General features: G+C 37.4%; 38 protein-coding genes. 33 read left to right on the forward strand and 5 right to left on the reverse strand.

Annotated elements, in window-relative coordinates; all coding sequences use genetic code 11:
• Positions 1-137 precede the first annotated feature (137 nt).
• The 33 genes from PZE06_RS20815 to PZE06_RS20975 all read left to right on the forward strand — a co-directional run bounded on the left by PZE06_RS20815 (position 138) and on the right by PZE06_RS20975 (position 23,389).
• On the forward strand, positions 138-353 hold the full coding sequence (locus tag PZE06_RS20815) for a hypothetical protein (protein WP_150949441.1): 216 nt from the start codon (positions 138-140) through the stop codon (positions 351-353).
• Positions 354-368: 15 nt separating this feature from the next.
• Positions 369-563 (forward strand): hypothetical protein, encoded by a 195-nt coding sequence (locus tag PZE06_RS20820; protein ID WP_191963287.1) that lies wholly within the window; start codon positions 369-371, stop codon positions 561-563.
• Between the two features lie 190 nt (positions 564-753).
• The gene (locus tag PZE06_RS20825) at positions 754-1,260 is read left to right on the forward strand and encodes a sigma-70 family RNA polymerase sigma factor (RefSeq protein ID WP_191963286.1); all 507 of its coding nucleotides are present in this window, start codon (positions 754-756) and stop codon (positions 1,258-1,260) included.
• A 167-nt stretch (positions 1,261-1,427) separates the two neighbouring features.
• Positions 1,428-1,994, forward strand: a complete 567-nt coding sequence (locus PZE06_RS20830) for a hypothetical protein (protein ID WP_150949433.1) — start codon at positions 1,428-1,430, stop codon at positions 1,992-1,994.
• Positions 1,995-2,081: 87 nt separating this feature from the next.
• Positions 2,082-2,858, forward strand: a complete 777-nt coding sequence (gene terS, locus PZE06_RS20835; RefSeq protein WP_150949431.1) for a phage terminase small subunit — start codon at positions 2,082-2,084, stop codon at positions 2,856-2,858.
• Positions 2,851-4,269 carry an AAA family ATPase gene (locus PZE06_RS20840; RefSeq protein WP_150949428.1) on the forward strand — a complete coding sequence of 473 codons (1,419 nt, stop codon included), beginning with the start codon at positions 2,851-2,853 and terminating at the stop codon, positions 4,267-4,269. Before terS ends, PZE06_RS20840 begins: the two co-directional genes overlap by 8 nt.
• A gap of 13 nt (positions 4,270-4,282) precedes the next feature.
• Entirely contained in the window at positions 4,283-4,615 is a 333-nt protein-coding gene (locus tag PZE06_RS20845; RefSeq protein ID WP_150949425.1) for an ImmA/IrrE family metallo-endopeptidase, read from the forward strand.
• Between the two features lie 11 nt (positions 4,616-4,626).
• Positions 4,627-4,917 (forward strand): hypothetical protein, encoded by a 291-nt coding sequence (locus PZE06_RS20850; protein ID WP_150949422.1) that lies wholly within the window; start codon positions 4,627-4,629, stop codon positions 4,915-4,917.
• 62 nt (positions 4,918-4,979) lie between these two features.
• Positions 4,980-6,479 carry a phage portal protein gene (locus PZE06_RS20855; RefSeq protein WP_150949419.1) on the forward strand — a complete coding sequence of 500 codons (1,500 nt, stop codon included), beginning with the start codon at positions 4,980-4,982 and terminating at the stop codon, positions 6,477-6,479.
• The gene (locus tag PZE06_RS20860) at positions 6,479-7,525 is read left to right on the forward strand and encodes a phage minor capsid protein (protein WP_150949416.1); all 1,047 of its coding nucleotides are present in this window, start codon (positions 6,479-6,481) and stop codon (positions 7,523-7,525) included. The genes PZE06_RS20855 and PZE06_RS20860 overlap by 1 nt, the downstream gene beginning before the upstream one ends.
• Before the next feature lies 1 nt (position 7,526).
• Positions 7,527-7,703: a hypothetical protein gene (locus tag PZE06_RS20865; RefSeq protein ID WP_191963285.1), complete on the forward strand. Its 177-nt coding sequence runs from the start codon at positions 7,527-7,529 to the stop codon at positions 7,701-7,703.
• 111 nt (positions 7,704-7,814) lie between these two features.
• Positions 7,815-8,546 (forward strand): scaffolding protein, encoded by a 732-nt coding sequence (locus PZE06_RS20870; RefSeq protein WP_225310737.1) that lies wholly within the window; start codon positions 7,815-7,817, stop codon positions 8,544-8,546.
• A 19-nt stretch (positions 8,547-8,565) separates the two neighbouring features.
• Positions 8,566-8,937 (forward strand): head decoration protein, encoded by a 372-nt coding sequence (locus PZE06_RS20875; protein ID WP_150949413.1) that lies wholly within the window; start codon positions 8,566-8,568, stop codon positions 8,935-8,937.
• A 59-nt stretch (positions 8,938-8,996) separates the two neighbouring features.
• Positions 8,997-10,076, forward strand: a complete 1,080-nt coding sequence (locus PZE06_RS20880) for a major capsid protein (RefSeq protein WP_150949411.1) — start codon at positions 8,997-8,999, stop codon at positions 10,074-10,076.
• Positions 10,077-10,094: 18 nt separating this feature from the next.
• Positions 10,095-10,379 (forward strand): DUF7210 family protein, encoded by a 285-nt coding sequence (locus PZE06_RS20885; RefSeq protein ID WP_150949408.1) that lies wholly within the window; start codon positions 10,095-10,097, stop codon positions 10,377-10,379.
• Positions 10,380-10,388: 9 nt separating this feature from the next.
• Positions 10,389-10,763, forward strand: coding sequence for a hypothetical protein (locus PZE06_RS20890; protein WP_150949405.1), 375 nt, complete (start codon positions 10,389-10,391; stop codon positions 10,761-10,763).
• Positions 10,760-11,077 (forward strand): hypothetical protein, encoded by a 318-nt coding sequence (locus PZE06_RS20895; protein WP_150949402.1) that lies wholly within the window; start codon positions 10,760-10,762, stop codon positions 11,075-11,077. Before PZE06_RS20890 ends, PZE06_RS20895 begins: the two co-directional genes overlap by 4 nt.
• Complete coding sequence (locus tag PZE06_RS20900) at positions 11,070-11,513, forward strand: HK97 gp10 family phage protein (protein WP_150949399.1); 444 nt, start codon at positions 11,070-11,072, stop codon at positions 11,511-11,513. The genes PZE06_RS20895 and PZE06_RS20900 overlap by 8 nt, the downstream gene beginning before the upstream one ends.
• Before the next feature lie 9 nt (positions 11,514-11,522).
• Entirely contained in the window at positions 11,523-11,936 is a 414-nt protein-coding gene (locus tag PZE06_RS20905) for a minor capsid protein (protein WP_150949396.1), read from the forward strand.
• 5 nt (positions 11,937-11,941) lie between these two features.
• Entirely contained in the window at positions 11,942-12,511 is a 570-nt protein-coding gene (locus PZE06_RS20910; RefSeq protein ID WP_150949393.1) for a hypothetical protein, read from the forward strand.
• 44 nt (positions 12,512-12,555) lie between these two features.
• Positions 12,556-12,933, forward strand: a complete 378-nt coding sequence (locus PZE06_RS20915) for a hypothetical protein (protein WP_191963284.1) — start codon at positions 12,556-12,558, stop codon at positions 12,931-12,933.
• Between the two features lie 107 nt (positions 12,934-13,040).
• Positions 13,041-13,256: a hypothetical protein gene (locus PZE06_RS20920; RefSeq protein ID WP_150949390.1), complete on the forward strand. Its 216-nt coding sequence runs from the start codon at positions 13,041-13,043 to the stop codon at positions 13,254-13,256.
• A 102-nt stretch (positions 13,257-13,358) separates the two neighbouring features.
• On the forward strand, positions 13,359-16,136 hold the full coding sequence (locus PZE06_RS20925; protein ID WP_191963283.1) for a phage tail tape measure protein: 2,778 nt from the start codon (positions 13,359-13,361) through the stop codon (positions 16,134-16,136).
• A gap of 3 nt (positions 16,137-16,139) precedes the next feature.
• Positions 16,140-16,985: a phage tail family protein gene (locus tag PZE06_RS20930; protein WP_150949385.1), complete on the forward strand. Its 846-nt coding sequence runs from the start codon at positions 16,140-16,142 to the stop codon at positions 16,983-16,985.
• A 13-nt stretch (positions 16,986-16,998) separates the two neighbouring features.
• Positions 16,999-19,401: a hypothetical protein gene (locus tag PZE06_RS20935; protein ID WP_150949381.1), complete on the forward strand. Its 2,403-nt coding sequence runs from the start codon at positions 16,999-17,001 to the stop codon at positions 19,399-19,401.
• Positions 19,401-19,613 (forward strand): hypothetical protein, encoded by a 213-nt coding sequence (locus PZE06_RS20940; RefSeq protein ID WP_150949378.1) that lies wholly within the window; start codon positions 19,401-19,403, stop codon positions 19,611-19,613. Before PZE06_RS20935 ends, PZE06_RS20940 begins: the two co-directional genes overlap by 1 nt.
• A complete protein-coding gene (locus PZE06_RS20945) occupies positions 19,613-19,759 on the forward strand; it encodes an XkdX family protein (protein ID WP_150949376.1) in 147 nt (48 codons plus the stop codon). Before PZE06_RS20940 ends, PZE06_RS20945 begins: the two co-directional genes overlap by 1 nt.
• Before the next feature lie 54 nt (positions 19,760-19,813).
• The gene (locus tag PZE06_RS20950) at positions 19,814-20,989 is read left to right on the forward strand and encodes a siphovirus ReqiPepy6 Gp37-like family protein (protein WP_150949373.1); all 1,176 of its coding nucleotides are present in this window, start codon (positions 19,814-19,816) and stop codon (positions 20,987-20,989) included.
• Position 20,990: 1 nt separating this feature from the next.
• Positions 20,991-21,317: a hypothetical protein gene (locus PZE06_RS20955; protein ID WP_150949370.1), complete on the forward strand. Its 327-nt coding sequence runs from the start codon at positions 20,991-20,993 to the stop codon at positions 21,315-21,317.
• Positions 21,318-21,537: 220 nt separating this feature from the next.
• Positions 21,538-22,071: a hypothetical protein gene (locus tag PZE06_RS20960; protein WP_150949367.1), complete on the forward strand. Its 534-nt coding sequence runs from the start codon at positions 21,538-21,540 to the stop codon at positions 22,069-22,071.
• Between the two features lie 93 nt (positions 22,072-22,164).
• Complete coding sequence (locus PZE06_RS20965; RefSeq protein WP_150949364.1) at positions 22,165-22,446, forward strand: hypothetical protein; 282 nt, start codon at positions 22,165-22,167, stop codon at positions 22,444-22,446.
• A gap of 2 nt (positions 22,447-22,448) precedes the next feature.
• Positions 22,449-22,688, forward strand: a complete 240-nt coding sequence (locus tag PZE06_RS20970) for a holin (RefSeq protein WP_150949363.1) — start codon at positions 22,449-22,451, stop codon at positions 22,686-22,688.
• Positions 22,688-23,389 carry a peptidoglycan recognition protein family protein gene (locus PZE06_RS20975; RefSeq protein ID WP_150949359.1) on the forward strand — a complete coding sequence of 234 codons (702 nt, stop codon included), beginning with the start codon at positions 22,688-22,690 and terminating at the stop codon, positions 23,387-23,389. Before PZE06_RS20970 ends, PZE06_RS20975 begins: the two co-directional genes overlap by 1 nt.
• A gap of 283 nt (positions 23,390-23,672) precedes the next feature.
• On the opposite strand, the gene PZE06_RS20980 is transcribed toward PZE06_RS20975, so the two are convergent.
• The 5 genes from PZE06_RS20980 to PZE06_RS21000 form a co-directional block, all read right to left on the reverse strand.
• A complete protein-coding gene (locus PZE06_RS20980) occupies positions 23,673-24,308 on the reverse strand; it encodes a hypothetical protein (RefSeq protein ID WP_150949356.1) in 636 nt (211 codons plus the stop codon).
• Positions 24,309-24,402: 94 nt separating this feature from the next.
• The gene (locus PZE06_RS20985) at positions 24,403-24,615 is read right to left on the reverse strand and encodes a hypothetical protein (protein WP_150949353.1); all 213 of its coding nucleotides are present in this window, start codon (positions 24,613-24,615) and stop codon (positions 24,403-24,405) included.
• A 93-nt stretch (positions 24,616-24,708) separates the two neighbouring features.
• Entirely contained in the window at positions 24,709-24,948 is a 240-nt protein-coding gene (locus tag PZE06_RS20990; RefSeq protein ID WP_150949350.1) for a helix-turn-helix domain-containing protein, read from the reverse strand.
• Positions 24,932-26,146, reverse strand: coding sequence for a hypothetical protein (locus tag PZE06_RS20995; protein WP_150949346.1), 1,215 nt, complete (start codon positions 26,144-26,146; stop codon positions 24,932-24,934). Before PZE06_RS20995 ends, PZE06_RS20990 begins: the two co-directional genes overlap by 17 nt.
• Positions 26,147-26,158: 12 nt before the next feature.
• Complete coding sequence (locus PZE06_RS21000) at positions 26,159-26,506, reverse strand: hypothetical protein (RefSeq protein WP_150949343.1); 348 nt, start codon at positions 26,504-26,506, stop codon at positions 26,159-26,161.
• Positions 26,507-26,838: the final 332 nt, after the last annotated feature.

Genomic DNA, 26,838 nt, shown 5'->3' on the forward strand with positions numbered 1-26,838 from the left:
GTTGAGCAACAGCAGCAGGATATAGAACGTCTAGAGAATCTCGTCGAAACACTTACTAAAACCAATCAAGATTTAGCCGGAGCGATTAACAATATTCAAGAACTTGATTAAGTAAACAAAAGATAGAGGGTGTAAATTTGGAAGGAAACCCGTGTTCTTTACTAATTAAAAGTGAGTGGGTGAAAGCAGAATACTTGGGATTGTTTCAGTACTCAGATGTAATTCCTCCATCACCTATGATTGGCGGTCATCATGGAGGAGTTATCGCTCATCCAGTCGCAGTTGTAAAATACGAAGGAAAACTCATGCAAGTGGATTTAGGCAGAGTTAAATTAATTGAGGAAGAAAGATAGATGGAGGTGCTAAGAATGTCCATGATCGGAGAAGTGAAAGTTTGGTATATGACTGAGGAAGAACGTCTTGCATATATAGAAAAGTATCCAATCAAACCAACCGAAAAGCCAAAGGGCACATCATTTGGTGAGGCGGCCGCACAATTAAGTCTTGCTAGCCATAAGCCAAGATGGGGATATAGTGATTTTAGCAGTAAAAGAGGTTCGTAATGATTGAAAGATGTGATAAATGCGGAAAGATTCTTAGTATCGAGAATGGCGAAGATTTCTTCGTAGAAACCGATAACGGAAGTCTTCTACTATGCGAAACTCACTGGATTGAATACGAAAAGAAATAAAAAAAGCCAGGACTTCTCCCAGCCAACCCTAATGTTAATTATATCATATGGGAGGGGTCCTAGTGAAAGAAGCTGCCAGGCTTAATTCAGAAGCAAAGACATGGGTTGAAACCTTAATAGAAGAGTATTCCATTGGGAAAAAGGCATTGGAAGAATATAAAGAGTCATTGAATCTAGATATTCCAGAAGACAAAGAAGACTATAAAATAGTAAGTGAAATGATATCAGATATGCAATATGCATTAGATTGGATGAAAAAAGGTAGACGTCCTGGTAATCGAAGAGGAATTGATCGTCGCTCTGTTTACCAAAGAACGTCTTTGATGGATATGGATATTTTTCCTGAAATTAATCTTCAACAGCCGAAACGCATCTTATCCGATGAAGAAAAATTAAAAATAGTTGACGTTCTCATGGAACTTTCAGCAAGAGAAAGACAATGTTATTTAATGCATATGGCACAAGGGAAAAGTTATGCGCAAATATCCGCAATTTTAGAGATATCTAGAAGAACAGTTCAGCAATATGTAGAAAGAGCAAAGAAAAAAGTGAAAAATTTTGCAGCTTAATTTATTTCATGACGTGCAAAAGACGTGCATTCGCCACTTGTTATTGAAAGGTTATTTATTTCTAGCCCTTTCGGAGGTTTTTTTTTTGTTATATTTTGTAAATATAGTTGAATAGTTGCAGGAAAATATCTCCTTTTGTCGAAATAATACGAAAAGGAGATGATAAAATGAGTTGGACAGAAAAATTTATTAATGCACTAGAAGAATGGGACGCAAGAACACCGAGCAAAAGAGGAACAATCAATGATAATTGTTTTTTGTTAGGATATGCAATTGGTATAAAAGACATGGACAAGAGTATGAGCCTTTTCGAGCTTAAAAATCGAATTGATTATTTGGTAAGAGAAGTTAAGATAGCCGAAGAATTTCTAATAAATTCATTAATTCAAGAAATGAGTAAAAATTTAAACAGTGAAATCACTAACCATGGTGAAGCGATTATTAACTCATTAAATGTTAATAGAAAATTCCAAGAAAAACATGGAGAAACTTCGGATAATTTTTCTAAGCATTTAGATAGGTTAACAGATGTTTCGTATACGATTAATGCAGAGGAATGCATTGATATCTGGAATGAAATAGTGAATAGGGAGTTTTCTTTGAGAAATTGTAGAGATTTAAGAAATAAAGAATTTCAAAAAGGCTTTAAGGATTATGAGACTTTTTATAGTTCATTGTCAGAAGAAGAAAAAAATAAAACATTTGGAGAGTTGAGAGAAAAAGATGCAGAGTAAATTGAATTTGTAAGCACCCAGTTTTAGGGTGCTTTTTCTTTTGCACCAAAACAACTCAAAAAGCCTTGGAGGTGGGTGATGATGTAGATGGCCGACAAAAAAGAACTAGCCTATCAAGATTATTTAAAGGGTATGAAATATAAAGAGATCGCCGAAAAGCACAATGTATCTCTTAATACAGTAAAGTCATGGAAAACCCGTTATAAATGGTCTCGTGATGGTGTGCATACACAAGAAAAAAGTGTGCACACAAAAAAGAGGGGCGCTCCAAAAGGAAATAAGAATGCAGTAGGTAACGAAGGTGGAGCTCCTAAAGGAAATCAAAATGCAGTTACTCATGGTCTATTTTCGAAATACATTCCACAAGAGACATTAGAGCTTATGGGAATGTTAGAAGAAAAGAGTCCTGTTGATTTAATATGGGACCAAATTATGATTCAGTATGCTGCTATTATTCGAGCTCAACAAATTATGCATGTTGAGTCTAAAACAGAAATGATTAAGGAATTGAAAAAAGCAAAGTATGAGTATTTCGAGAAGCCTAAAGACCAAGGTGGAGGTTTTGAAAAACAAGTCACCGAAGAAGAATACGAATTCCAATTTGCTTGGGATAGGCAAGCCACATTTTTAACAGCACAATCTAGGGCAATGTCTGAGTTAAGAAGTCTAATCAAACAATTTGATGAAATGGCACATGTGGATGATGAAAGAAGATTGAAGCTTGAAGGCATGAGATTAAGTATTGATAAAACGAAAGCTGAACTTGAAAACCTTAGAGGTGGCAATAAAGAAGGTGCTGAAACATGGGTGGATGCTCTTAAAGCGGTGGCCGAAAAGCGAAAAAAGGTGAAGCAAGATGAGTAACTTACCTTACAATGTCTTGGTGGACCTTATTGATGTTTATTGGGATGACCCAGTAGCTTTCGCAGAAGATATTCTTGAATTTTCTCCAGATGAATGGCAAAGAAATGTTCTGAGTGATTTAGCTTCAAGTCGATTCGTTTCTGTCCGTTCTGGGCAAGGAGTTGGAAAAACAGGACTAGAAGCCATTTCGGTTATTTGGTATTTATGCTGTAGACCCAATCCAAAAGTCATTTGTACGGCTCCTACTCGACAACAGCTAAATGATGTTCTTTGGGCAGAAATCGCCAAGTGGTTAGAATCGTCTGTGGTTAAGAATTTCCTCAAATGGACCAAAACCAAAGTTTATATGATAGGCAGTGAAGAGCGTTGGTTTGCTACTGCTAGAACAGCGACAAAGCCAGAAAACATGCAAGGATTCCATGAGGACTATATGCTTTTTGTCGTGGATGAAGCTTCTGGGGTAGCGGACAACATCATGGAAGCCATATTCGGTACGTTGTCTGGTGTTGAAAACAAATTACTAATGTGTGGGAACCCGACTCGAACGAGCGGTTTTTTTTATGACTCCCATCACAAAGATAGAGCCGATTATAAGACTCATAAAGTATCAAGTTATGACTCTCCAAGAGCCAGTAAAGAAAATATTGAACGTCTGATTCGAAAGTATGGGAAAGATTCTGACGCGGTGAGGGTACGTGTTTACGGAGGATTTCCTAAGAGTGAGCCAGATGTATTTATCCCATTAGAAATGGCAGAAACAGCCACAGAAACGATTGTAGAACCTATCGAAAGGGTTTTATACATCGGAGCGGATATCGCCCGTTATGGGGACGATGAAACGGTTATCGCTCCACGGATTGGCGGTAAAGTGTTTGATCTTAGAGGATATAACAAGCAAAGCACTACTAAAACGACTGGCCGAATCATTCAGACCGCAAGAGAGTTTATTGCTGAATATCCTCAAATTCATGAAATTGTCATTCGCATTGATGATGATGGAGTCGGTGGTGGGGTTACGGATGAATTAATGGAGTTTACCCGTACTGAATCATTTCCAGTTCCTATTCGAGTCGTTCCAATGGGGAATGGTCGAGTTGCTGAGGATAATGAACACTATGACAATCGCGGTACCGAAATGTGGGCAGCTATTCGAGACTTGTTGCAAGCGAATATCTCAGCTTATTTGCAAGGAACTCAAGCTGAAATTCAACTACCAAAGGATGAGAAGCTGATTTCCCAATTAACCACTCGTAAATATCACATGACGAGCAAAGGGAAAGTCAAATTAGAACGAAAAGAAGATATGAAAAAGCGTGGTTTGCAGTCGCCTGACCGAGCGGATGCGTTAGCCTTAGCATTTGCACCAGAAAAAGAGATGCAATGGGCAACAGAGCGCCCAACTGGATGGTAAAGGAGGGATTTACATGGTACCTGAAAAAGTTAATGTTGCTGGAATTGAGTATTCGGTTAAAAATGTTAAGGGCTTATCCAATAACCATGACAAAATGGGAGTGGTTCGATATGGGACAGCAGAAATTGAGTTAGATGCTGATATGAGCCAAGAGCGAAAGGAACAGGTTTTTGTACATGAGATGCTGCATGCGTGTTTTTTTGAAGCTGGTTATACGGAACAAGATGAAGATGCCATAAATCGTGTGAGTGCGATCCTTTATCAGGTCCTGAAAGATAATGCAATTTGTTTCGGGAAGAAAGTCGTTTATACGGATTGTGGCGATAAAATTAATATATGTAATTAGGTGGTGAGGAAATGATAAATCAAAAGGTCATGTGTGATAAGTGCCATAAAGGATTCAAGATTAAGAAGTTGAAAAAAAAGGCATATACCGATGGTAAGCGTGGAAAGGTATTTTTTCACTATTTCGTTTGCCCTCATTGCTTGGAAAAGTATGTGTGGCATGTAGAAAGTGACGAGATTAATAGATTGATAAAAGAGCGGAAAAGACTTTATCAAAGTACAGCTACCATTTTGGATGAAAAGGAAGCGGAAAAAGCTTTTAAAGAAGTGGACAGAATCGAAAAGCAAATCAAGAAGATGTAAGCCGAACTTAAATTATTAGCCCATCTTGCTGATAAAGAAGATGGATAAAGCGAGGTGCTATCATGACAATAGAATATAGAAAACAGAAGTTCCCTCCACCACCATTTGATGAAGAAATAGAAGAGATTCGTTATTATCGGGATTTGTACGAAGGTAATCACGAAAATATCTTTCCACGTGCGCAGGAACTTGCTAAAGAAACAACTGTAACAAAAGTGATAAGGAAACCTAGACAAGCCTATCTTCGTAAAAATTTAGTTGAAAAGGCAGCTATGCATCATTATGTAGTTATTAATTTTTCTGCTGTTATTGCTGAGCTTCCGGCTGATTTGATTAATCGGTCACTAGGAAATGTATCGGCCGACACCGAAAAGGATAATGATTTACTTGAATTTGTACAAAATGTGGTGAAGACATCAAAGTTAAATCAAAATATTTGGTCTGCAGTTGTTCAGCATCAAGTAGACTGTGGTGTGGCTTATCGTATTCGAAGAGATGCAAAAGGAACTTGGTTTGAATGGAAGCCAGCAGACCTTTATTTCGAGCATGAGGATGGTTTAGGGGCTGACGTCTCTTGGGTTGAAACTCGTGGAGAAAATAAATATTTACGTGTTGAACGACAAAGGATCGAACAAGACCAATTGCTCATTACGCAGTTGGTTTTTTTGATGGATGAGGATACTGTAAACGAGGAATTTGACATAAGTGAGTATGCTAAAATGTTCGGTTTAATTATTCCAGAAGAACAAGTCTTGGAAGGTGTTAACGAATTGATGTGTGGCTATATTCCGAATGATGAAACCCTTCTCCAACCTCGTGGACGTTCAGCCCTTCGGAATGTTGATGTGATTCAAGAGGAGATCAACTGGACCATTACTCGTGATTCCATAGTTTTTGAGAAACACGGAAAACCAAAACTTGCGATTCCGCGGGCCTTATGGGATTCGGTAGCAAATAAAAATAAAACCTATTATGGTGAGCGTTTTGTAAGAAATGCCGATCTAGAAGTGGTTAGTTATGATGAAAATAATGGTGCAGTTCCTTTATATATCACTTGGGATGCCAAAACAGATCAATCCTTTAAACATGTTCAGAGGCTTATTGATTATATGTTAGCAATCTCCAAAACTTCTGCACAAGCAGCAGGAATCAATGCTGATGGTGGTGGCCGTTCTGCTATTGCGATTCTCTATGAATGGATTCAATCTGTTATTAAGTCAGAAGCCATCAGGGACAAATTTGATGCAGCCATAAAAGATGCCATAAGAAAATGCATTCTTCTTGAAAATGAGCTAGGGGGTACGAATTTTACTGTTTCAAATCCCGTTGTTGAGTGGGCGGATATGCTGCCTAAGGCAGTTAGCGAGAAAGACGCGGAAGAGACTAAAAAATATGAGAGTGGTGTTCAGTCACTTGAGGCTACTGTTCGCAATATTCATCCGGATTGGTCTGAGGATGCCATAGCAGCAGAGGTTAAGAAAATACAAGAAGAACAAACAGTTAACAGCATGAATCCCATTTATGCACAGCCTCCAAAGGCTAGTGTTGAGGATGATGAATAATGAGTAAAATCGAGAAGTTATTAGAGCTATATAGAGTTTCAGAAGAGCGCCTTCGAGAACAAATAAACTCACTTGAAGAAAGTTCAGCTAAAACAGCAGTTGCCGATTTACTTTTACAAGTACAGGAAATCATCAATGAACTTACTTCTAAAGCAGGAGAAACTACTAGTTCAATAGTATCCGAGTCATATAGGCAGGGTTCAAGAGAAGCAATATCCTCCATGGTTTCTCAAGGAATAGGGGTAAAGTCAATTCAGAAGAGTTTAAAAGGTGTTATCCATATTAAAGCGGTGCAGGCAATTTTGGATGAAGCCTTTTATAGCATTTTAGAATGTAGCAATCACATGGCAACAGATGTAAAGCAACGTATACAAGATATAGTAAAGAATGCAAATCAACGCTCAATAATTGAAGGCGTATCACGAAGGCAAGCGACGAAAGATGCTATTGCCGAAGCTAAGCAAAGTGGAATAACAGGTATGATTGCCAAAAATGGTACTCGAATTCCCGCTGAGAAGTATATGGCCAATGTGATCCAATATCATCAGCGAAAGGCTCATGTTGAAGGTTCGATAAATCGAATGATTGATAACAATCAAGACCTTGTTTATGTAAATTACGTTGGAATCACTTGTGAACATTGTGCTAAGTACCAAGGAAGAGTTTATTCCTTAAGTGGAAAGGATAAGCGGTTTCCGAGGCTTGAAACAAGACCTCCATACCATAGCCATTGTGTACACAGCACTTCTCCTTGGATTGAGGAATATATGGATGAGGGTGAACTAAAGCAAGCTTTAAAGGATTCAAATCGACCTTTTATTGATAATCGCACAGAAGAACATATCCGAGAGTATGAGCGTTTGCAACGTGAAAAATCCAAGCAAAACGAGACTCGTAAACAGTGGATTCGCTATAAATCTAGAATGCCAGATCTGCCAGATTTAAAGACTTTCGCCAGTCAAAAGGCGAGGAATACGAAGAAGTATCAGGAGTGGATGGAAGATTTCCGTAAGTTTGGAATAGAGATTAAGAAAAGGGGTGGTTAAATTGGCAAATGTCGGCGGTATTTTATTTATTAGTAATTTAGTACCACTACACCGAAAAGAAACGATTCTTTCTCATTCTGAGATAGAAAAAATAAAGGAAATAGCAAAAACAACAGAAATCTCAGCACGAATTGCCGGAGAAGCGTCGAGGAACATTGGAAAAATCAATCAAGATTGAGTCGTTACATAACGGCTATTAATTATGCCTTTTTACACGGTAAGTTGAAGGCGCTATAAAGAACAACTATCGGATATCAGCCAACTAAGGCTTAAAAATAGGAGGAAAAACATGAAAAGAATCATCTCATACATTCGTTTATTTTTTGTATCTATTTGGCTACTCTTTGCCAAGGACAAAAAAGAGGTTAAGTCGTTTAAGGCTACATCACCGTTAAGGTTCGATTTACAATTCTTCGCTGATGGCGGGGACGGAGGAGACGGTGGTGGTGATGATGGTGGAGATGGTAAAGGGGACGATAAGACTTTTACCCAAGAAGATGTAAATAAGATGATCAAAGATCGGTTGCCTCGAGCAGAGAAGAAAGCCCAAGAAGCACTAGCAAAGCAATTAGGTTATGAATCTGTCGAAGCAATGACTGCTGCTCTAAATAAGGACAAAGACAAGGATAAAGATAAAAAAACCGATCCTGTCGACGTTGACGCTCTCCTTGAAGCCAAATTAAAAGAAGAGCGGGAGAAAACATTTACTAGATTAAGAAATTCCGAGGTTAAGGTACAAGCAAAGGAACTCGACTTTGCAGATTGGGAAGATGCACTCGCCCTTGCTGATTTGTCAGAAGTGAAAGAAGATGATAAGGGAAATATCATAGGCGTAAAAGAAGCTCTTGAGGAATTGGCGAAGAAAAAACCTCATTTGCTTAAGCAACAGGGTGCTAACGGCACGTTTGGAGCATCGATTCCAAACAATCAACAACGACAAAAAGAGTCACTAGAAGATATTAAGAAACTCGCTTCCACTCGTGGGGCTCAAACTACAACTGCCCATAATCCGTGGGCATAAATTAAAGGAGGAATGTTTCATGCGTTTACAACCACGTGAACGACTTGAAGTGCAGGATCATTATGAAATTTTAGCCTCATATGAGGTTGTCCGAGAAGTAGTTAATGGAATTACTATTGATTCTTCTGCAGTAGCAGCAGTCAACGGTAAGAAAATTGTAAAAAAAGGAATGCCAATGGCGAAACTGGCAAACGGTAAATATGTTCCTTATGATCCGGACGGAGAAAATGGATCTGAAAACCCTACTGTCATTTTGAAGCATACTTATGATGTGACAGAAGGTGATCATGTCGCTGCTGGATACGAGGTCGCGAAAGTAATATCAGAACGTATTCCAGTTACAGTAGATGATACACTTAGAAGTAAAATGCCTCATATTGTATTCGCTTAAAGCTACATCTGAAATGGATGTGGCTTATTTTAATACCCAAAATTGAAAGGATGATATAAATGCCTCCAGAATTATTAAGTTTAGAACAAGCATTATCAGGTGAAGAATTAATTGTGTACTCTCGTAACCTAGCAACCCCGAATACTTATTTACATGACTTGCTTTTTCCAGCTCGTGAAACATCAGAGTTAACAGTGGATGTTATTCGTGAAGGTTCTCGTCTTCCAGTAATGGCGCAAATTGCTGAGTTAGGAACTCAAGTGGAATACGGAAGCCGTGAAGGTATGATAGGACAACGTATTGAAATTCCTAAAATTCAACGTGGACGTGCAATGGATGAAAAGCTAGTTAGATTATTGCTGCAAGCAAATCAAGGTGGATTACGCCCATCAGAGGTCGCTGAACTTCGTCGAACTCAACTAAGTGATGCAGATTATGCAGTAGATGCAATCAAGGCTCGTAAAGAATGGATTGCCATGCAAGCAGTTACGACAGGAGTTGTAACTTATGCGGAAGATGATGTTCAAATATCTGTTGATTTTGGTTATACAACTGAACAAAAGCCTGTTTTAAGCGGGACGGATTTATGGACAAACACAGAAAGTTCGAATCCAATTCAAGACATTCAAACTTGGAAAGAATCAATGGCCGAAAAAGGAATCCAATTAACACGGGCATTAACATCCAGCCGCTTAGTATCGCTTTTATTACAAAACTTAAATCTAAGGAAACAATATTTCGGAGATCCGTCCGGTTCAGCTAATCCGCCACAACTTAATAAGCAGCAGTTAAATACCTTATTCAGTTCTTTGGAATTGCCTAAAATTGCAGCCTACGATACTCAAGCAAGAGTAGAAAATAAAGCTTTGACTAATGGTAAATTATCATTTTCTACAGTCAGAATGGCTCCGCAAGACCGTTTTGTTATGCTCCCAGAAGGTCCGTTGGGTCATTATTTATGGGCGGAATCCACAGAAGAAATGATGAGTGATATCAAGGCAGAAAAGACGGATTCTAACGGTATTTTTGTTTTCCGTAAAATTAATGAACATCCAATCCGCGTTGAAACGATAGGTGTAAATCTTGCATTCCCAAGCTTTGGGTATAACGATTCTGTTGTGACAGCAAAAGTAATCTGATTTATTAAGGGTGTCAGCATGTTTGCTGATCCCCTTTTGAAGTTAATCGAAAGGGTGAAGAGAGTGGACTTAATAGCCAAAGCAACAATTAAACATAATGGTAAATGGTTTAATCCTGGTGATTCTCTTAAAAAGGTCAAGAAGGAAGATGGAGAGCGACTGCTGGAGCTCAATGTTGCTGAAATAGACGAACTTGCTGAAAAGTTGAGAAAAACCGAAGAGGAAGCTAAGAAAAAAGCAGAAGAAGTGAAGAAGCAAGCAGAAAAGGAATCTTCAGATAAAAATGAAACTCAAAAGAAGTAGGTGAACTAGATGCCTACACTCGAATCAGTGAACACTTGGATTCAGGGGAATATTATTGATACTAAAGTTTGGGATGATTCGTCACGTAAAGAGGTTGCGATAGTCCAAGCTTCTCGAAATTTAAAAAGATGGTATCCCGATGTTGAGTTAGATGATGAAACAGTCAGCTATCAAGTCATTTGGGAACTACAAGGGTTAGACCCAGCTATTAAATATCAAAAGCAAGGGGTAAAGATGCTAGCAGATGGTGGAGACCGTGTGGATTATGGAGAGCGGACAAGAGATATTGTTGCTCCTGAAGTTAGGGAAGTATTAGGACCTCCACTATTTGAAAAAGAAGAAGAGCAATCAACGGTCACACTCGAAGGTGGCAAGTTGATATGAGCATCTTTGGATATCCAGCTGACATAATTCATATGATAGCAGTCTTAGATTCTTGGAATCGAGTTATCGAATATGAACCCGTTTCCAAAAAAGCGAAGGTCGTTGAAGAACAAAAGTTGATTAAAAATGACAAAGGCGAAGATGTTCTTTCTATTGCTGAAATTCACATTGAGGGTGCTCAACATGTCAAAACACAAGATCACTTTATATATACTAATGCACTTGGCATGGAGATTCGATATGAGGTTAAGCATATTGAAATCAAAAAAAATCTTGGCACTGATGAGGTAAAGAAGGTAGTTATTTATGGCTGAGCGGGAAATCTTTACGATAGAAGGCATAGAAGCAATGATATCGAATTTAAATCGAATTGAGAGAGAAATTGAATTGAGAATAGATCGAGTTCTTACAAAACTTGCAGAAAAAGTTATCTTTGATGCTAAGAAGCTTGCTCCACTTCTATCGGGTGATTTAGAGTCCGCGTTAACAGTCGGAGTTGTCAAGACAATGATAAGGTCGAAGTATATTGACTTTGGTGTTAGTCCTGAAGTTGGTGCTTATGCAACCGTACAACATGAAGGTTTTAGAAAGACGAAATCAGGACGAGTTGTTTATATGTCACCGGGACCAAAAACCGCAAGCAAGCCCGGTTATAAAGGTTATTCTCCTGGTAAGAAGTATCTTGAAAATGCTATCAAGATAAATGAAAGCTTGATTATTGAGGAATTAAGAAATGCTCTAAGATTTTGAGGTGTTTCTATGAGAGCGAAGGAGTTTATAAATTATTTAACAGCAGAAGGGTTTAATGTCTATCCAGATGCATACTTTATGCCTGATGTGGAGGAGTCACAATTGCCTGCTCTCTTTGTGTTTGGGACTTCGAGCGGCGAGTCTGATGATGATTTACCGATTCAATATCCAACGTTTCAGGTTATTGTTAAAGGAAAAAATTATAAATCTGATTTTACTCAAATGGATCAGACGGAGCAATTAGCAAAACGTCTTATCCGACAACTAGATAATAAGATAGGATACGAGATTGGTAACAATCACGTATATCACAGCAAGGCTATGCAATCGAGTCCAATTCCAATTGGAATAGACACAATGGATAGACCAGTTTTTTCAACAAATTTTAGATTTAAAATCCAGCCTTATAAAGAGGAGGAATAAGAGACATGGCAGATAATACTCAAATCATTGATGTTCCAATCGGTCCTGCCGAAGTAGAGTTTGGAGATACATCACCTATTGTCTTTGATATCACAAAGGGCGGTATTGTGTTTACAGCTAACTTTTCCAAGCAAGATATTACAGTTGACCAATTCGGAGACACGCCAGTTAAATCAATTCTAAAAGGTGGAACATGTCAATTGGCGGTTCCATTTGCTCTGCATGATTTGCAAAAGCTCAGTAGGGTAATGCCGGGAAGCATTTATAAGGAAGATGCAACAACTCCAAATGATGTTAAAAAGCGTCTAAATGTATATGCTAAAGCAGGTTATGATCTTTTAAAAAATGCTGAAAAGGTAGTTGTTAAACCAACTACACCGGGAACAACTCCAAATGATTACATTACAATTCCATTAGGGAGCCCAATGCCGGAAATTCAATGGACATACAACTCTGATAATGAGAGAGTCGCTAATATTATTTTTGTTGGATATCCAGATAAAGATGGTTTATTTTTCTTTTTGGGTGATGAAGCAGTGAGTATAACTGATGACAATAATCAATCAGAAGACTAATTTGAGGAGGGCAATCAGCTCTCCTTTTTTATGGAGGATTCTATATGTTGAACAAATTAAGAAGGGCCATGCTTGGTGAGAATCAACTTTACTTAGGTGAAAAAAGGGTTGAAGTAAGGAAACTTACACCAAAAGTATGGAAAGAAGTTTTTGGTCGTCTTGATAAATTACCTGGTGTTATTATGCAAGTCATGCTTGCTCCTAAAGAAGATTTTTATGGATACGTAATCTCTGCCTGTGATTTGGCGATAGATGAAGTAGTAGAGCTTGTGTCGGTACTTTCAGGATTAGATAAAAAATACATCAGTGAGAAGGTTGGTCTTGATGAGATTGTTATGTATTTAGTGAAAACAATTAAAAAGAATAATTTGAACGATGTTATAAAAAACGTAAAGAGCCTTCTACTCAAGGAAACGGAGTAGAAGGCTCTTTTATATCCATTGATGATTTTTTAAGGAAATCCGCGCTTATCTTAGGAGTTTCACAAAAAGCAATCGAAAACGAATTTTACATGGTGGATATCCCTGTTTTGCTTGAAGAAAAGGCGAAAGAGAAAAGGGAAAAGAGTTTCGAGCAAATCATGATACTGCTTGCCACCAATCAGCGGCACTTATCTGACGAAGAGTACAAAGCGTTTATGGCAAATATCGTGCCTAAAAACACAGAAGAAGAAAGTCAATTTAGCCGTGAAAAATTCGAGAAACTGCGCTTGCTAACAAATATGGGCGCTAATAAGTCACGTTAAAAGGGGGTCATAACGATTGCTACGGAGTTAGGTGAATTACGAGCTCGTTTGCTCCTTGAAGCCCAACAGTTTCGGCAAGGTATGCAACAGGCTCGAGACGAGATGAATCAAACAGGGTCTTCTGCCAAAAGAGCTTCAAAAGATATCGATATGATACAAAAGGCAGCATTAGCAGTGGGTGCAGCGGTCGTCGGGGCGCTAACATACTCTGTAAAAACTGCTGCTGATTTTGAACATTCAATGGCTCGTGTAAAAGCAATAAGTGGTGCAACTGGCGAGGATTTCGAAGCGCTTAAAGCATCTGCAAAACAACTTGGTGAAACAACTGCTTTTAGTGCGTCCCAAGCGGCAGAGGGTATGCAATATTTAGCAATGGCTGGTTTCCAGACTAAAGATATCATTGCTTCCATGCCCGGGGTATTAAACCTTGCAGCTGCGGCGCAAATCGATCTCGGTCGAAGTGCAGATATTGTTTCAAATATCATGACAGGATTTGGATTGGCAGCAGAAGATACTGGCCGAGCAGTAGACGTTTTGGTAAAAACTATGACAACTGCAAATACAGATCTTCCGCAATTAGGCGACGCAATGAAGTATGTTGCTCCAGTTGCTTCGTCATTAGGATATTCTATCGAAGAGACAGCAGCAGCTGTTGCTAAAATGTCTGATGCCGGAATACAGGGGTCTATGGCGGGTACTGCTTTACGTGCAGCCTTGCTTTCAATGGCAAATCCTGTTGGTCAGACTGCAAAGGTTATGGAGAAATTCAACATCCAAGTACAGACTGCAGACGGAAAAATGAAACCACTTCCTGAATTAATTGGTCATGTTGCTGATAGATTTAAAAATTTGACAGAAACTCAGAAGACTCAAGCGGCAGCCCAATTAGTAGGTACAGAAGCAGCAAGTGGATTCCTTTCGTTGTTAAAAATAGGGGAAAAAGGGCTGCAAGATTATACAAAGGAATTAGAAAATTCCGGAGGAGTCGCTGAGGAAGTTGCGAAAACACAGATGGAAACTTTGAAAGGTGCTTTTGTAGAATTTCAATCAGCTCTAGAAGGTTTAAGCATTAGCATTGGCGATGATTTACTTCCATTGTTTACTCAATTTGTCCGGTATGGAACCGATCTCGTTCGTACCCTCGGAGAGATGGATGCAAATACAGTTAAAACAGGTTTAGCCTTCGCTGGAACAACTGCTGCAATTGCGCTTGCTGTAACTACGGTTACAAAACTTGGTATAGCAATTAAGGGGTTAATGGCTTCTATGGGTCCTGCTGGTTGGTTGATTACTGGTGTATCATTGTTAGGTGGAGCTGTAGCAGCATACAAGGTTGCCCAAGAAGAAGCGAATACAGTAACAATGGAACATTATATTGAGTTGGATAAGCAGCAAAAAGCTTTGAGTGATACGATTAGTGTATTTGATGAATTGCAGGAAAAGAATAAGTTAACTACTGATGAAATGCTTCGATATATGAGCGTTCAGCAGGAACTTCAAAATACAACTGATCCTGAAAGAATAAAAAATTTCTCTTCTGTACTTGATGTCTTAAGGGAAAGGTCAGGACTTTCAAAAGATGAGATTAACAAACTTATTGAGGCAAATAACAGTTTAATAGAACAAGCTCCAGAAACAGAAAAAGCAATAAGTGCAACTGGTCAGGCTTTTGCTGATAACACGAATGCAGCAAAGGAACTTAATAAAGAACTTCTTGAAATGAAGCGGATTGAATTAGAAACACAGCAGGCTAAAGTAGAAGCAAATATGGCAGAGCATATTCGTGATTATCAAAAAGCAGTTAATGAAGTGAATGATGCACTAACCAAACGTAATGAAAAGCTGGTTGAAATTGCAGCTATTGAGTATAATATCGAGCAACTTGAATTAAGAAAGAAAGAGGCTATGGCACTTTCTGGTGATGAGCGAGAGCGTGCTTTAATGTCAATAGAACACCAACTTGGTTTACAAAAAGTAGAGTTGCAATTTCAGCAAGAAAGCTATGCAAATTTGCAAAATAATTACAATGAAAGAATAAAAAATTTAGGAGCAGCAGAACAGGTTCTTAATAAAGATAAAGAAATATATATGGCCATCAATCAAAATATACTTGCTTCAGTAGGTCTTACTGCTGAAAGAGGCAAGGAAAAGAATAAAATTGATGAAGCGATTGCTGCTGAGCAACAAAAAAGAGCTGAAATAATTAAATCTGCTGGAGGAGTAGAAAATTTAAATAGTGAGCAACAAAAAACAATAGAGAAAATCAATGAGCAGATCCGACGTTATTACGAAGCAGGACAGGCCATTAATGATAATACCTCAAAGCAAAAAGAAACTAATACCAAAATTACAGAAGGTAAGAAAGAAGCTGGAGAACTAACTCAAGAGCTAAAAAAAGAGGCAAGAAAGAATATAAAGTTCGAAGGCGATGGGTTTTCCCAAGCAAAACAAATCACAGATGAGTTGGGGAAACCAGTAAAAAAAGAAGTTACTATTGTCCAAAAAATAATTAGATCAATTGAAGAATTTTTTACTGGGGGAGAACCAGATAAAAAGCATAGTGGTGGAGTTGTAGGGAAAAGAGAACCACTAAAACTTCATGTTGGTGGGGTTCCATCCTTATTAATGTCGCAGCCAATGCATAATGAAGTAGACATTCGTGCTTTACCAAACGAAATGATTCTAACAGAAGCACAACAAGCTAATTTATTCAGAATGATTGACGCTGGATTTGTGGGGGGAGAAAGTCAAAAATCTTCGAAAACAGAAGTTACGATTAATCAAGAAAATCACTTTACTACTTTTCCTTTATCACCAAGTGAAATCGCAAGGAAAAATAAGCAATTGCTTCAACAAACAAGAATGGAATGGGGGGATTAGTTTGTGCAAAAATTAATTTTTACAAATAGTCGAGGTCAATCCATAACATTGGATAATTCGTCTCCTTACACATTATCAAAGGTTGAGGGATTAGGTGATGTCGATGCAGATATTCAGACTCAAAAAGCCCCATTCCAAAATGGTAGTACATTTATTGATTCTACTTTAGAAGAGAGACATATCTTGATTGAGGTAAGCATGTCAGTTGATTATGAAAGGATATCAGATACACGGAGCCTATTTTCATCTGTATTTAATCCAATCTTAGGCGAGGGAAAACTCACCTATATATTTGGAGATGCAGTTAAAGAAATTAATGCGGTTTCAGAACACCTACCAAAGTTTCCGAGTGGATCCGATGAACGTTTCGGCGGATACCAACTTGTCTTAATTAGTTTAAGATGTCCAGATCCATATTGGAGAAGTCCACAACTAATTGAGGAACCAATGGCTGCCTTCGTTGAACTGTTTGAATTTCCTTTTGATGACTATTTCGAGATGGGAATCGAAGGGCATACCCGTTACTTTACTAATGACAGTGATACTGAAGTACCTTTAAAAATTGCCATCAAAGGTCCAACATCTTATCCTACGCTCACAAATGTTACAACTGGTGAGTTTATAAAGGTGAAAAGAACATTATCGGCTAATGATGTGCTTGAAATTAATACTGAGGATGGAAACAAATATGTTTTGTTGAATGGTGAGGATGCATTTAGCTGGATTGATATTAATTCAGTCTTTTTTAAACTTGCCATTGGAGAGAATGAGATACGGTACACGGCTGATGCTGGACAAGAAAGTGCAACTCTAACAATTGAGTGGCAGGAGCGTTACAACGCAGTGTAAGGAAGGTGAAAACGTGGCAGAAAAATATCTGTTTTTTAACAGTACTCAAACAGACAGAAGAAGAAATCAAGCGTCCGATATGGCTGATTATTGGAGATCGTTTTTATTTACAGGTTTAATACATCGTAATTTTAAGCCAAACTTACAGGTATTTGCTAACGGAAACAACAGAGAAATTACTGTAGAACCTGGGAAAGCGTTAATAGCAGGCCGTTTGTATATTCGAAACAACGTAGATAATCAACCTTATAGAATCGATGACCCTGATTCTTTGTTGGATCGTATAGACCGAGTTGTTTTAAGATTTGATAATCGGATAGATAACAGGTATATTAAAGCCTTTATTAAAAAGGGTGAGCCGTCAATTAATCCTGATCCACCAACTTTAGAAAGAGTCTTTTTAATTGATGGTGACGATGAACCTTTAATCTATGAGTTATCTCTAGCACAAATTCGAATTGTTGCGGGGAAATCTTATATAGAACAAACAGATATTCTAGATGAAAGATTAGACCAAAGCGTCTGTGGATTGGCGCATTCTTTAGTGGCGGTCCCTACGGATGTTTTTGTTGAACAATGGAATAAATTTGTTGAAGAGTATACAAGATGGTTTACAGATTTACAAGGTTCTTCATTTGCTACAGTTAATGATGTCCGAAATTCTGAAAATCAAATAAAACGTGAAGTTGCAAATTTAAATTTACAATTAGAAGCATCTAGACGTGTTAAAGATGGGGTTACATTCGGTACTAACTTTTATACGTCTTTTGGGATGGAAATAGATATGGCAAGAACATCTACGTATGATGCTATTGAAGCAGGCACCCAAACTATACATGTTAGAGATGTTAGAGATTTTAAGCCTAACAAAGAAGTAACCGTTTACGATGATGTGAACTTAGAAAGAATTAAAATAATACAGGTGGATGTAACTCCAGAAGGTGACATGATTACATTTGAAAGACCACTGACAAATTCTTATAAAGAAGGTGCGAATGTAGCAAGAACCATGGCAGTACAAAGGCCGTATTATGAAGCAATGGAATTTGGAGTTTGGGGTACCTATGAAAATAAAGTTTATAATGAGATGGAATTAACAACCGAGGGTACTCAATTAAACGGGGTTACAGAACATACATTAGTCAGGGCAGGAGATTCTTGGTATAAAATTAATTACTCGGGAACATATTGGTATCTTGGCAGATTAAGAGATGGAACTACTACATGGGAATTTGTAAGAAAAAACGGAACTGAATATTTTGATCAAGGAACTCCAAAATACTACAAGTTACTTTCAGATGGGAAATATCTAATCTTGGTAGGTAATATAGACATTAATCAGTTACGCGTCCAAACCATTTTAGATGGAGACTGGGTTGATGATAAAACATTTGACGTGGATGCAGGCATTCAAAATTTAATGGCAAATTTCTATGAAAGAGAAAGATTAATTTATATTGTCACTGGTTTAACTGGTTCTCAATCGGTGCTTTCGAGAAGAGCTCACGCAATAAAAATTGATCAAAATGGTTTAGTTTCTAAACACGGCAATTCTGTACCGATTCCGGCGCTAGAAACAAATAAGCAAAGTATAATGGATAGAACAAAAAACTTATCTTTTGTTATTGATAATAACTATGTGTATTTTGCATTAACTTCAGGTTTGCCAGGATCAACAACTGTCGAGTATAATGCTGAAATTATTAGGGTAGATGACAAATTTACAGCAGCAGATACTTTTCACGTGGATACTATATATGTTCCAAGTGGCGGTTTAATGGTGGACTTGCAAAAGATTAATGGAAAGTTTTCATATATGCTTGCTGAAAGTTGGGGAGCATCATCTTCTAATAGAGGGAAAGTTTTTGAGTCCACCGATTTAAACACTTGGACTCAGCCAGTGACATTTACTGTCCCTACAAGGATGACATTATTTTACAGAGTCAGAAATGGGGATGCTTACTATTTTTCTTATGGATCAAGCGCTAGAATATATGAACTTAAACATAATCAATCGACTTTTAATATAATTGACACGAAAAGTTCTAGTATAAGTGGAATAGCTTATATTGATCCGGATAGTGAAGTAGACATTCCTTTCGTGTTAGTTGGCGGACAGGGCAATATAATAAATGGGAGGGGAATATTAGGTTACGGAAACGAGTTGTTAGTAAACGATGTAAGATTTACAGTAAAACCTTCTAAAGAAGCCGTGTTCTGGGTAAATCGAGATGAAGAAATTCGTATAGATTTTGCTAAATTTAATGGTTTGGAGATGGACAAGGTAAGTACGAAAGATGAAGATCAATTCACGAAAGTTTTACTTGAAGAACATTCGGAAATAATGTTCTCGTTTAGCCGAAATAACGTAGAAACAAATCCCGTAATAAAAAGAATTTTAGGAGGGGTTGAATAATGCCGTTACAGTATATAAACATTGAAAACTCTACTGTTGAATTTGTTAACAAAGAGAAAAACCCTGCAAAAAAAGCAGAACAGTTAGAGGTAGACTTAGCAACTTTGGTTTATGAATCAATGCAAGATAAAATGAGGATAAGGCAATTAGAATCAGATTTAGGAAATGCTTTACTTGAAATTATGCAATTAAAGTTAGGGGGTAATCAATAATGAGCCTTTGGTTTAATACTGTAAAGAGATTTTATGATAATCGTCATCCTTTATACACAAACGAATCGCTCAAAGGATTTGTCCAAACAAAGATGATTACAGCTCATGAATATCAGGAAATCACTAATATTCCCTATGAAGCTTAAGCAAACACCTAAGAGGGTGTATTTTTTATGCCCTCTTTTAGGAGATGAAACAGTTTGAATAAGAAAAAGCCCGTCAGAATTATATCGCCGTCCTTTGTTTTACTTGGAGAGGTTGATAATTATGAATCGCTGTTTTTTACCCGTAGTTGGCATGGCCTTGGTAGTCTCGAAATGCGAATCAACAGATATAAAAAGCATGTAGACAAACTTATTAAAGGAAATATCATTTTTCCGTTTGCTGATGTGCATAAAGCTTTTATCATTCGCCACCGTGAAATCGAACTTGACGAAAACGGAAAAATCACAGAAAACTGGAAAATACACGCTTTGCCTTTAAAGTCATTTGTTGGCCAAAGAATAACGGTTCCTCCTGAAAAACAAGAATTTGACAAGATTGATGGAGATTCGGAAAGCATCATCAAGCATTATGTAGATAGGCATTTAGTTAACCCTTTGGATCCAAAAAGAAAACTACCAAACTTAGTTATTGCCGAAAATCAACATAGAGGTGCTCAGACCAGTTGGCTAAGTAGATATATTAACTTATCTGAAGAAATAACTAATATATCACTTTTCTCAGGATTGGGCTGGAATATCTATTTAGACCTTGAAAATAAGCAGTTTGTTTTTGATGTATACGAGGGCAGTGATTTAACATCAAATCAGGACACGCTACCGCCTGTTATGTTTAGCCCCGACTTTGACAGCATAAAACAGATGGCTTATTTAGAGAGCGATCTTAATTACAAAAATACAGCTTATGTTGGCGGACCTGGTGAAAGTGTTGAAAGGATAATTGAAGAGGTTGGAGTGGGTGTAGGCGTAAATCGTTTTGAGATTTTCTTAGATGCGCGAAATGTGGAAACGGAGATACCGGTTCCCGAAGGCGAGGAAGGAGAACCAACGCCAAGATCAGAAGATGAAGTTAGAGCTGAAGTAAGAGCAATCGGAGAAAGAGAACTAAAAGAGTATGAACATGAAATTTATCTTGAAGGGCAAATTCTCACTAAATCGCCTTTCGTCTATGAAAAGCATTATAACTTAGGGGACATCGTTACCATGCAAAATAAAGATTGGGGGGTGACGATGGATGCGCGGATCACTGAAATAAAAGAAATTTATGAAACATCGGGGTTTCAGTTAGAGGCTACTTTCGGTAACGATAGACCGACCATAATTAAGAAAATTAAACAGGAATTAAAGCAGATTAGCGGAGAGGTGAGGAGATAATATGAAAGACAATAATATCATTAATTTAACTGTAAATATCCCAAGAAATTTAGCAGCAGTGAATCCACAAATTCTTGCTAAAGAATTAGAACATAGTATAAGAAATATTGCTGAAAAAATGGATGAATCTCCAACTGCACCATTCAAAAATACAGTTGGAGAAGTTTTGACAATTTTGAAACAAAACAATTTGACTGTTCGTCAGTCAGTGAACGTTTTAAAAGATGTAGAAAAACAGATTTTGTGTAATCTGCCTATTTCATCATCCCTTGACAGTAGGTTTGATCATGGAATCGATTGTATTTTTGAAGATTTCAACGCCTTCTAAGTATTGCTTAACGACATCTCCAGTGGTGGATAATCTATCTTTATCCAAAAGCTGAAGTCTAACTATTGATAAATCATGCGCAACTTGTTCAATGGGTAAATCAAAAAGTTTATCGTATTTCTCATTCATTAGTATCACTTCCTTTTAAACGAATAATTTCGACATTTTGAAGGAAAGTCCTTTTGTTTGTCGAATATTGGAAGATAAAAGGAGGGTTATAATGGAAATAGAACCTAAAGATTATTCATATGAAATAGAATCGTTAGAGAAGTTAATAACAACCATTCAATCAAATGTTTACTTTACTATCACAGTAATTGTTGCTTTATTGGCATTAGCTGTTGGTATTGTTGGGTGGGCTTTGGCAGTATTAGTAAAGTCATGGGTAAATAAAAAAATAAATGATGAATTAGATATTATTGATAGAAGGGTAGAAGAACAAATAAAAAAGAATCCACAATTTTATTTTGCAAGTGGTAACAATATTATTTCAAGCATTGAACAGGAAGAGTTACTAAAATTACACGGTCTGGATAGTGCCAATACGACATTACGCGGATTTTCTATACACACATTAAAACACTTTTCAAAAGAAAGATTAATTAGTTTTGAAGTAATTGACTCAGAAGGAAATGTGCTTGAGAAAAATTTGAATATTAATGATGATGGAGTTGTAACAGTTACCCTAAAAAATAGTTTTCAAGGTCAAATTAGTTGGACAGCTGTATGGCTTAAAGAATCTTATATTAATTAATCTGAGAGTCTATTCATGGCTCTTTTTATTTTGCACAAATACTCAGCACTGCCCCGAACCGATCGGGGCTATTTTAATGACACGAGGTGACTTATGACAGTAGAGGTTGGAGTATTAATTGCCATTGGTGGGTTGTTACTTAGTTATTTTGGATATCAGCTCAACCGGACAAAAGAAGTTAAGACAGATTCGCGGCAGGATGCAAAAATTCAGGCGCAGTTGGACTACATTGGCAAAGGTGTTGATGACATAAGGATTGAGTTGAGAGCAAACCAAAAGGATATTGGGGCGCTTAACGAGCGTGTGACAAGAGTCGAGGAGTCGGCTAAACAAGCTCATTTAAGAATTAATAATATTAATAAGGAGAGTGTTTAATAATGTTTGAATTAGCGCTTATTATAGCAGTTGTGCTGGCACTTACAGAGTTTGTGAAACGTATAGAGGTTATCAATACAAAATACTTGCCTGCTGTATCTCTTGTACTAGGGTTACTGGCGGGTATTTTTTATGTCGGCGGAACTGTTGAAGAGAAAATCATGTACGGTTTGATGATTGGTTTGTCTGCAGCTGGTCTTTTTGACCAGACTAAAATCGTGACTAAAGGAGATGGCAAGTGATGCAAATAGAAAAGCCAAAACTGGCTTTTAAGGGCAAACTTACTCCGATTAAAAAAGTAACTAAGGTGGTTTGCCACCATCCGGATCATACGTCATGGGGAATTATTGACATCCACAATTACCACAGAAACTCTAAAGGTTGGGCGGGGATTGGGTATAACTACTTTATTACTTTTGATGGCCGTATCCAAGAGGGAAGAGGGAAAAATGTAGGGGCGCATTGTTCGGGGCGTAATAGCGATACGCTAGGAGTTTGCTTTCAAGGTGATTTTGATAAGCAACATATGACGGATGCACAGGTTAAGGCTGGCGGATGGTTGATCGCTAAACTAATCAAAGAGCATGGGTTACAAATAAATGATGTGCTTGGGCATCGTGATTTAGCTGCCACTGCTTGTCCTGGTAAAAACTTTAGGATGGCAGATTTAAAGGCTGAGATACTCAAAAACCTTAATCCAAAAACAGTTGTTAAACCAAATGAAAAGAAGGAAGTGAGCTGGCTTATGGAACCAGTTAAATTTTCAGTGAAAGAGATGGAAAACGCTCTATTACGAGTGTTAAACCGTTTTGAACAAAAAGACCCGGCACTTGGTAAAGAATGGCGTACTAAGTTTATTAATGGTGAGTTAACAGGAGCAGATGCTCTAGGGCTACTTTATGTGGCTGTGGACAGAGGGTATATCACTGGTAAAAGTGAGTAAAATGTTAAAGCCCTTACTCATTGAGTAGGGGCTTATTGACAGATAAATTAGTCTATGCTATTATCTAGCTAGTTAAAAGTCGCCCAACCTAATGGGCGTGGATTGAAATAAATTTAATTTTATTTTTACTTGTGCCTATATAGGCCACATGTTGCGTATTTGCAGTACTCAAATGATTTGCTAGCAATCGAGTGCCGCATGGATTTACGCAATCGACCCCTGCTCATTGAGTGGGGGTTTTTAATGGTTATACGTGTATGCTGATTTTATATTATATTTGAGTTTATTGCTCTATTACTAGTGCATAGTAATCTGTTAACTCTACTCTTTTGAACGTAGTTTTTAACAGAAAATCATATACCAAGTAATCGGCAATAATTTGGTCTTGTAATCTGTCAAAGTTACGGAGTTTACCCGCTTGGTACATGTGGTGTACGCCATACGTACCATAATCTACACCTAAAAAATCACACAAATATTTTTCAACAAATTTGTCATCGGTAGCATCTAATCCATAGATGCTAATTAGATCTAATGCAGCTGTAATAATTGCGATACGATCATATCCACTTAATACGTAAAATTGAACGTTTTCTTTTGATAGTTCGTGGACTTTATTTTCATCTGCCCAATCACAAGGCAGAGAAGGACTATAAAAGATTTTGGCAGCTTCTTTTAGTTCATTCGCTGCCCAATTTAATAAACGAAGTTCATTCTGCATTAAAGAAGTGTGTTCCCAAATGATTTCAGGAACTTCTTCGTTAGGATCATCATAAGGATGACCTAACAATTGGTGTAAATGTTCAAATGAGGAATCGATTTCTTCATCCTCCATTTCAGAATTAGGTAATGTTTCTAAAAATGAATCTGCTTGTTTAATCGCTTCTTCAATTGCGACTTTTTTTTCTTCTAATTTCATTTTCCATTCTCCTTTCATATCCCGCCTTAATCGCCCGACAGGTGGCGTTATTTTTTATTCCAGAGCCACCACCTAAGCAGTGGCTCCTTTGTACTTAGTTAACGTACACTGTATTACCTGATCCGTCTTCCCAACCGTTTACATCATCACCGTTATCCAAGTCCTCAATTATTTGATTCATATCTTGGATTGTTGATGGTGTTATTGTTGCAATAACCACTCCATCTTTTACAACATCAAATGCGTGTAAAGCATAATCAAATTCCTTTTCTACCACTTCATAACCTTCTCTTTTCCATGTTCTCATTTTTATTTCCTCCTAAAATTTTTATTTTTTTGTTTATCACCTGTTGATACTTCAATTATAAACCTAATTAGGTTATTTGTAAACCTTTTTAGGTTATTTTATTTGTATTTTTTCTCCAAACCATCTTTCCATTGCAGCAGTAGAGATAATCCAGTTTTTTTGTTTTTTACCCTCCTGTTGGTGGTATTTAAGTAGGCCTTCTTCGATCATTTCCAACGTTTTCGGCCATGTATATTTGTTAGCTGGCTTAAGTTTATTTTTCACAGTTTCGATCGGAACTCCCCAACGCTCTGCTGCTTCTGCAACATGCATATATTTATCGATTTCTTTCATCTTTGTTGTCCTCCAATGCTTTAATATAGGGTAGAAAATATTTTAATTCGGCTTCTTTACGTGCTTCAATTGCCTTATTTATGTCAGTAAAGGTTCCGAGATATTTCCGTACCCCTTTGATAGTGATACTTACTTCAAAAACTTCTTTTCCTCTTCTGAGGCGCTTGTACACGCCTTTATGACCAGTTTTACTATCTGTCCTTACTTTTTTAGTTAAAAGCGGTACTTGCACCCCATCAATTGTTTTATCCTCAAGACCTTTACGAGCATTTTTCATTTGTTCCTGTTTTAAACAGCCACAGGAGACTACTTCACCACGTCTTAGACTTGTAGCGTTCGCTTTGATCGTTCTCCCGCACTCGCATTGACATAACCAAAGGGCATTGTCATTTTTAGTTCGTCCAGACCGTTCTAATACAGTTAACTTTCCAAAATTTCTACCCTTAAGATTAAGGGCGTTTGAAGGAGTTTTTTTACGTAAGCACCCACATGATTTTTTTGCTCCCCTTAATAATTGCCCCCTACTAGCAAGAGTCTTGTTGCCACAAGAACAGAGACAAACCCAAGCTTTTTCATTACGAAGTCTTTCAGGACTTTCATTAATTACGGTAAGTTCTCCAAACACCTGTCCTTCTAAATTAATTTTCCTGTAATATGCTTTTCTAACATCCTTTTTTCTGAGGCAACCACAGGATTTTGTGATACCTGCTCTTAAATTTTGCATTGCAATAATGGGTGTATTGCCACACTCGCATCGGCACTTAAACTTGCGTGTTTTACCTAACGGCTCTATTTCTTCTAGGACAGTCAATAAACCGTATTTTTGGCCGATAATGTTTATTAGACATCCGCAAGTTTTTGTCATCCCGTAGCGCAAGTTATGCCCTAAAACAGTAGATGTATTACCGCAATCACAAATTACATCCCAATAAGTTCCGCTGTTTGCTTTTTTATCAGAAAGTTTCAGCACTGTTAGTTTTCCAAATTTTTTTCCGGTTAGATCAATCCGTTTTGCTGCAAAAGTTAAACACCCGCATGATTTGGTGTTACCTGACCTAAGACTAGCCATTAATACGGTAGTTGTGTTACCGCAATCACATAGACACTTAAATCTTCGTTCCTTCCCGATTTGTTCAACTTCCTTCAGAACAGTTAATTTCCCATATTTGTGACCAATTAAGTTCATGCGCTTAGACATAAGCAACACCTCTTATTTAACTGTGGTAGATTTACCAAAAGTTTCTACACCCTCAACAATTTTGTAGAACTCAACTGCATTTAACCCTTGATGTATTAAGTAATTGTATTCACTCATAAATTTATCTTTTTGAGAAGTTGTAAATTCCTTGCTACGAAAAACTTTACCGTTCATAACACCTTTGATAACCTGCACCATTCTGTCCTGGTCAGCGATGATCATGATTTTATTCGACGCCATTTCTTTTAATTCCTTCCAAGCCATGACAAGGGCTTGAGCAAAATATTCCTTAATTTTACCTCCAAATTTTTGAGCGCCTTCTCTAGCGATTTCCCAAGCTCTTGTCATAACTTTTTTCATTTTCGTTTCCTCCCTTGTTTTATTATCTGTTTTTATTATAAACCTAATTAGGTTAATTGTAAACCTTTTTAGGTATAAAAAAATAATTTTTACAAAAAATAACCCCTCACAAAGAGGGGCTGCATCTATATCTCAATCTCCATTTATTTTTACTATAAATTACCATCATGTGTAATTAAATGGTAACAGATAAAATGTCACATATTATTCATATAATATGTAGAATATTAAATTGCAAAAAGGAGAGAATTTTTTACTTTTATGACAAAAAAATACCCCATCTAAAAGAGGGGGGTGATGTTATGCCAAGGCTAGTTTTTTTCTATTTGCTT

Origin of the sequence: Robertmurraya sp. DFI.2.37 (assembly GCF_029211245.1) — a bacterium.
In the GTDB taxonomy this organism is placed as follows: domain Bacteria; phylum Bacillota; class Bacilli; order Bacillales; family Cytobacillaceae; genus Robertmurraya; species Robertmurraya methanolica_A.

Excerpts from the sequence above, each read along its gene's own strand:
- PZE06_RS20820 (WP_191963287.1), top strand. The coding sequence starts at position 369 with ATGTCCATGATCGGAGAAGTGAAAGTTTGGTATATGACTGAGGAAGAA.
- PZE06_RS20830 (WP_150949433.1), top strand. The coding sequence starts at position 1,428 with ATGAGTTGGACAGAAAAATTTATTAATGCACTAGAAGAATGGGACGCA.
- terS (WP_150949431.1), top strand. The coding sequence starts at position 2,082 with ATGGCCGACAAAAAAGAACTAGCCTATCAAGATTATTTAAAGGGTATG.
- PZE06_RS20840 (WP_150949428.1), top strand. The coding sequence starts at position 2,851 with ATGAGTAACTTACCTTACAATGTCTTGGTGGACCTTATTGATGTTTAT.
- PZE06_RS20845 (WP_150949425.1), top strand. The coding sequence starts at position 4,283 with ATGGTACCTGAAAAAGTTAATGTTGCTGGAATTGAGTATTCGGTTAAA.
- PZE06_RS20850 (WP_150949422.1), top strand. The coding sequence starts at position 4,627 with ATGATAAATCAAAAGGTCATGTGTGATAAGTGCCATAAAGGATTCAAG.
- PZE06_RS20855 (WP_150949419.1), top strand. The coding sequence starts at position 4,980 with ATGACAATAGAATATAGAAAACAGAAGTTCCCTCCACCACCATTTGAT.
- PZE06_RS20860 (WP_150949416.1), top strand. The coding sequence starts at position 6,479 with ATGAGTAAAATCGAGAAGTTATTAGAGCTATATAGAGTTTCAGAAGAG.
- PZE06_RS20870 (WP_225310737.1), top strand. The coding sequence starts at position 7,815 with ATGAAAAGAATCATCTCATACATTCGTTTATTTTTTGTATCTATTTGG.
- PZE06_RS20875 (WP_150949413.1), top strand. The coding sequence starts at position 8,566 with ATGCGTTTACAACCACGTGAACGACTTGAAGTGCAGGATCATTATGAA.
- PZE06_RS20880 (WP_150949411.1), top strand. The coding sequence starts at position 8,997 with ATGCCTCCAGAATTATTAAGTTTAGAACAAGCATTATCAGGTGAAGAA.
- PZE06_RS20885 (WP_150949408.1), top strand. The coding sequence starts at position 10,095 with ATGTTTGCTGATCCCCTTTTGAAGTTAATCGAAAGGGTGAAGAGAGTG.
- PZE06_RS20890 (WP_150949405.1), top strand. The coding sequence starts at position 10,389 with ATGCCTACACTCGAATCAGTGAACACTTGGATTCAGGGGAATATTATT.
- PZE06_RS20895 (WP_150949402.1), top strand. The coding sequence starts at position 10,760 with ATGAGCATCTTTGGATATCCAGCTGACATAATTCATATGATAGCAGTC.
- PZE06_RS20900 (WP_150949399.1), top strand. The coding sequence starts at position 11,070 with ATGGCTGAGCGGGAAATCTTTACGATAGAAGGCATAGAAGCAATGATA.
- PZE06_RS20905 (WP_150949396.1), top strand. The coding sequence starts at position 11,523 with ATGAGAGCGAAGGAGTTTATAAATTATTTAACAGCAGAAGGGTTTAAT.
- PZE06_RS20910 (WP_150949393.1), top strand. The coding sequence starts at position 11,942 with ATGGCAGATAATACTCAAATCATTGATGTTCCAATCGGTCCTGCCGAA.
- PZE06_RS20915 (WP_191963284.1), top strand. The coding sequence starts at position 12,556 with ATGTTGAACAAATTAAGAAGGGCCATGCTTGGTGAGAATCAACTTTAC.
- PZE06_RS20925 (WP_191963283.1), top strand. The coding sequence starts at position 13,359 with ATGAATCAAACAGGGTCTTCTGCCAAAAGAGCTTCAAAAGATATCGAT.
- PZE06_RS20940 (WP_150949378.1), top strand. The coding sequence starts at position 19,401 with ATGCCGTTACAGTATATAAACATTGAAAACTCTACTGTTGAATTTGTT.
- PZE06_RS20945 (WP_150949376.1), top strand. The coding sequence starts at position 19,613 with ATGAGCCTTTGGTTTAATACTGTAAAGAGATTTTATGATAATCGTCAT.
- PZE06_RS20955 (WP_150949370.1), top strand. The coding sequence starts at position 20,991 with ATGAAAGACAATAATATCATTAATTTAACTGTAAATATCCCAAGAAAT.
- PZE06_RS20960 (WP_150949367.1), top strand. The coding sequence starts at position 21,538 with ATGGAAATAGAACCTAAAGATTATTCATATGAAATAGAATCGTTAGAG.
- PZE06_RS20965 (WP_150949364.1), top strand. The coding sequence starts at position 22,165 with ATGACAGTAGAGGTTGGAGTATTAATTGCCATTGGTGGGTTGTTACTT.
- PZE06_RS20970 (WP_150949363.1), top strand. The coding sequence starts at position 22,449 with ATGTTTGAATTAGCGCTTATTATAGCAGTTGTGCTGGCACTTACAGAG.
- PZE06_RS20975 (WP_150949359.1), top strand. The coding sequence starts at position 22,688 with ATGCAAATAGAAAAGCCAAAACTGGCTTTTAAGGGCAAACTTACTCCG.
- PZE06_RS20980 (WP_150949356.1), bottom strand. The coding sequence starts at position 24,308 with ATGAAATTAGAAGAAAAAAAAGTCGCAATTGAAGAAGCGATTAAACAA.
- PZE06_RS20985 (WP_150949353.1), bottom strand. The coding sequence starts at position 24,615 with ATGAGAACATGGAAAAGAGAAGGTTATGAAGTGGTAGAAAAGGAATTT.
- PZE06_RS20990 (WP_150949350.1), bottom strand. The coding sequence starts at position 24,948 with ATGAAAGAAATCGATAAATATATGCATGTTGCAGAAGCAGCAGAGCGT.
- PZE06_RS20995 (WP_150949346.1), bottom strand. The coding sequence starts at position 26,146 with ATGTCTAAGCGCATGAACTTAATTGGTCACAAATATGGGAAATTAACT.
- PZE06_RS21000 (WP_150949343.1), bottom strand. The coding sequence starts at position 26,506 with ATGAAAAAAGTTATGACAAGAGCTTGGGAAATCGCTAGAGAAGGCGCT.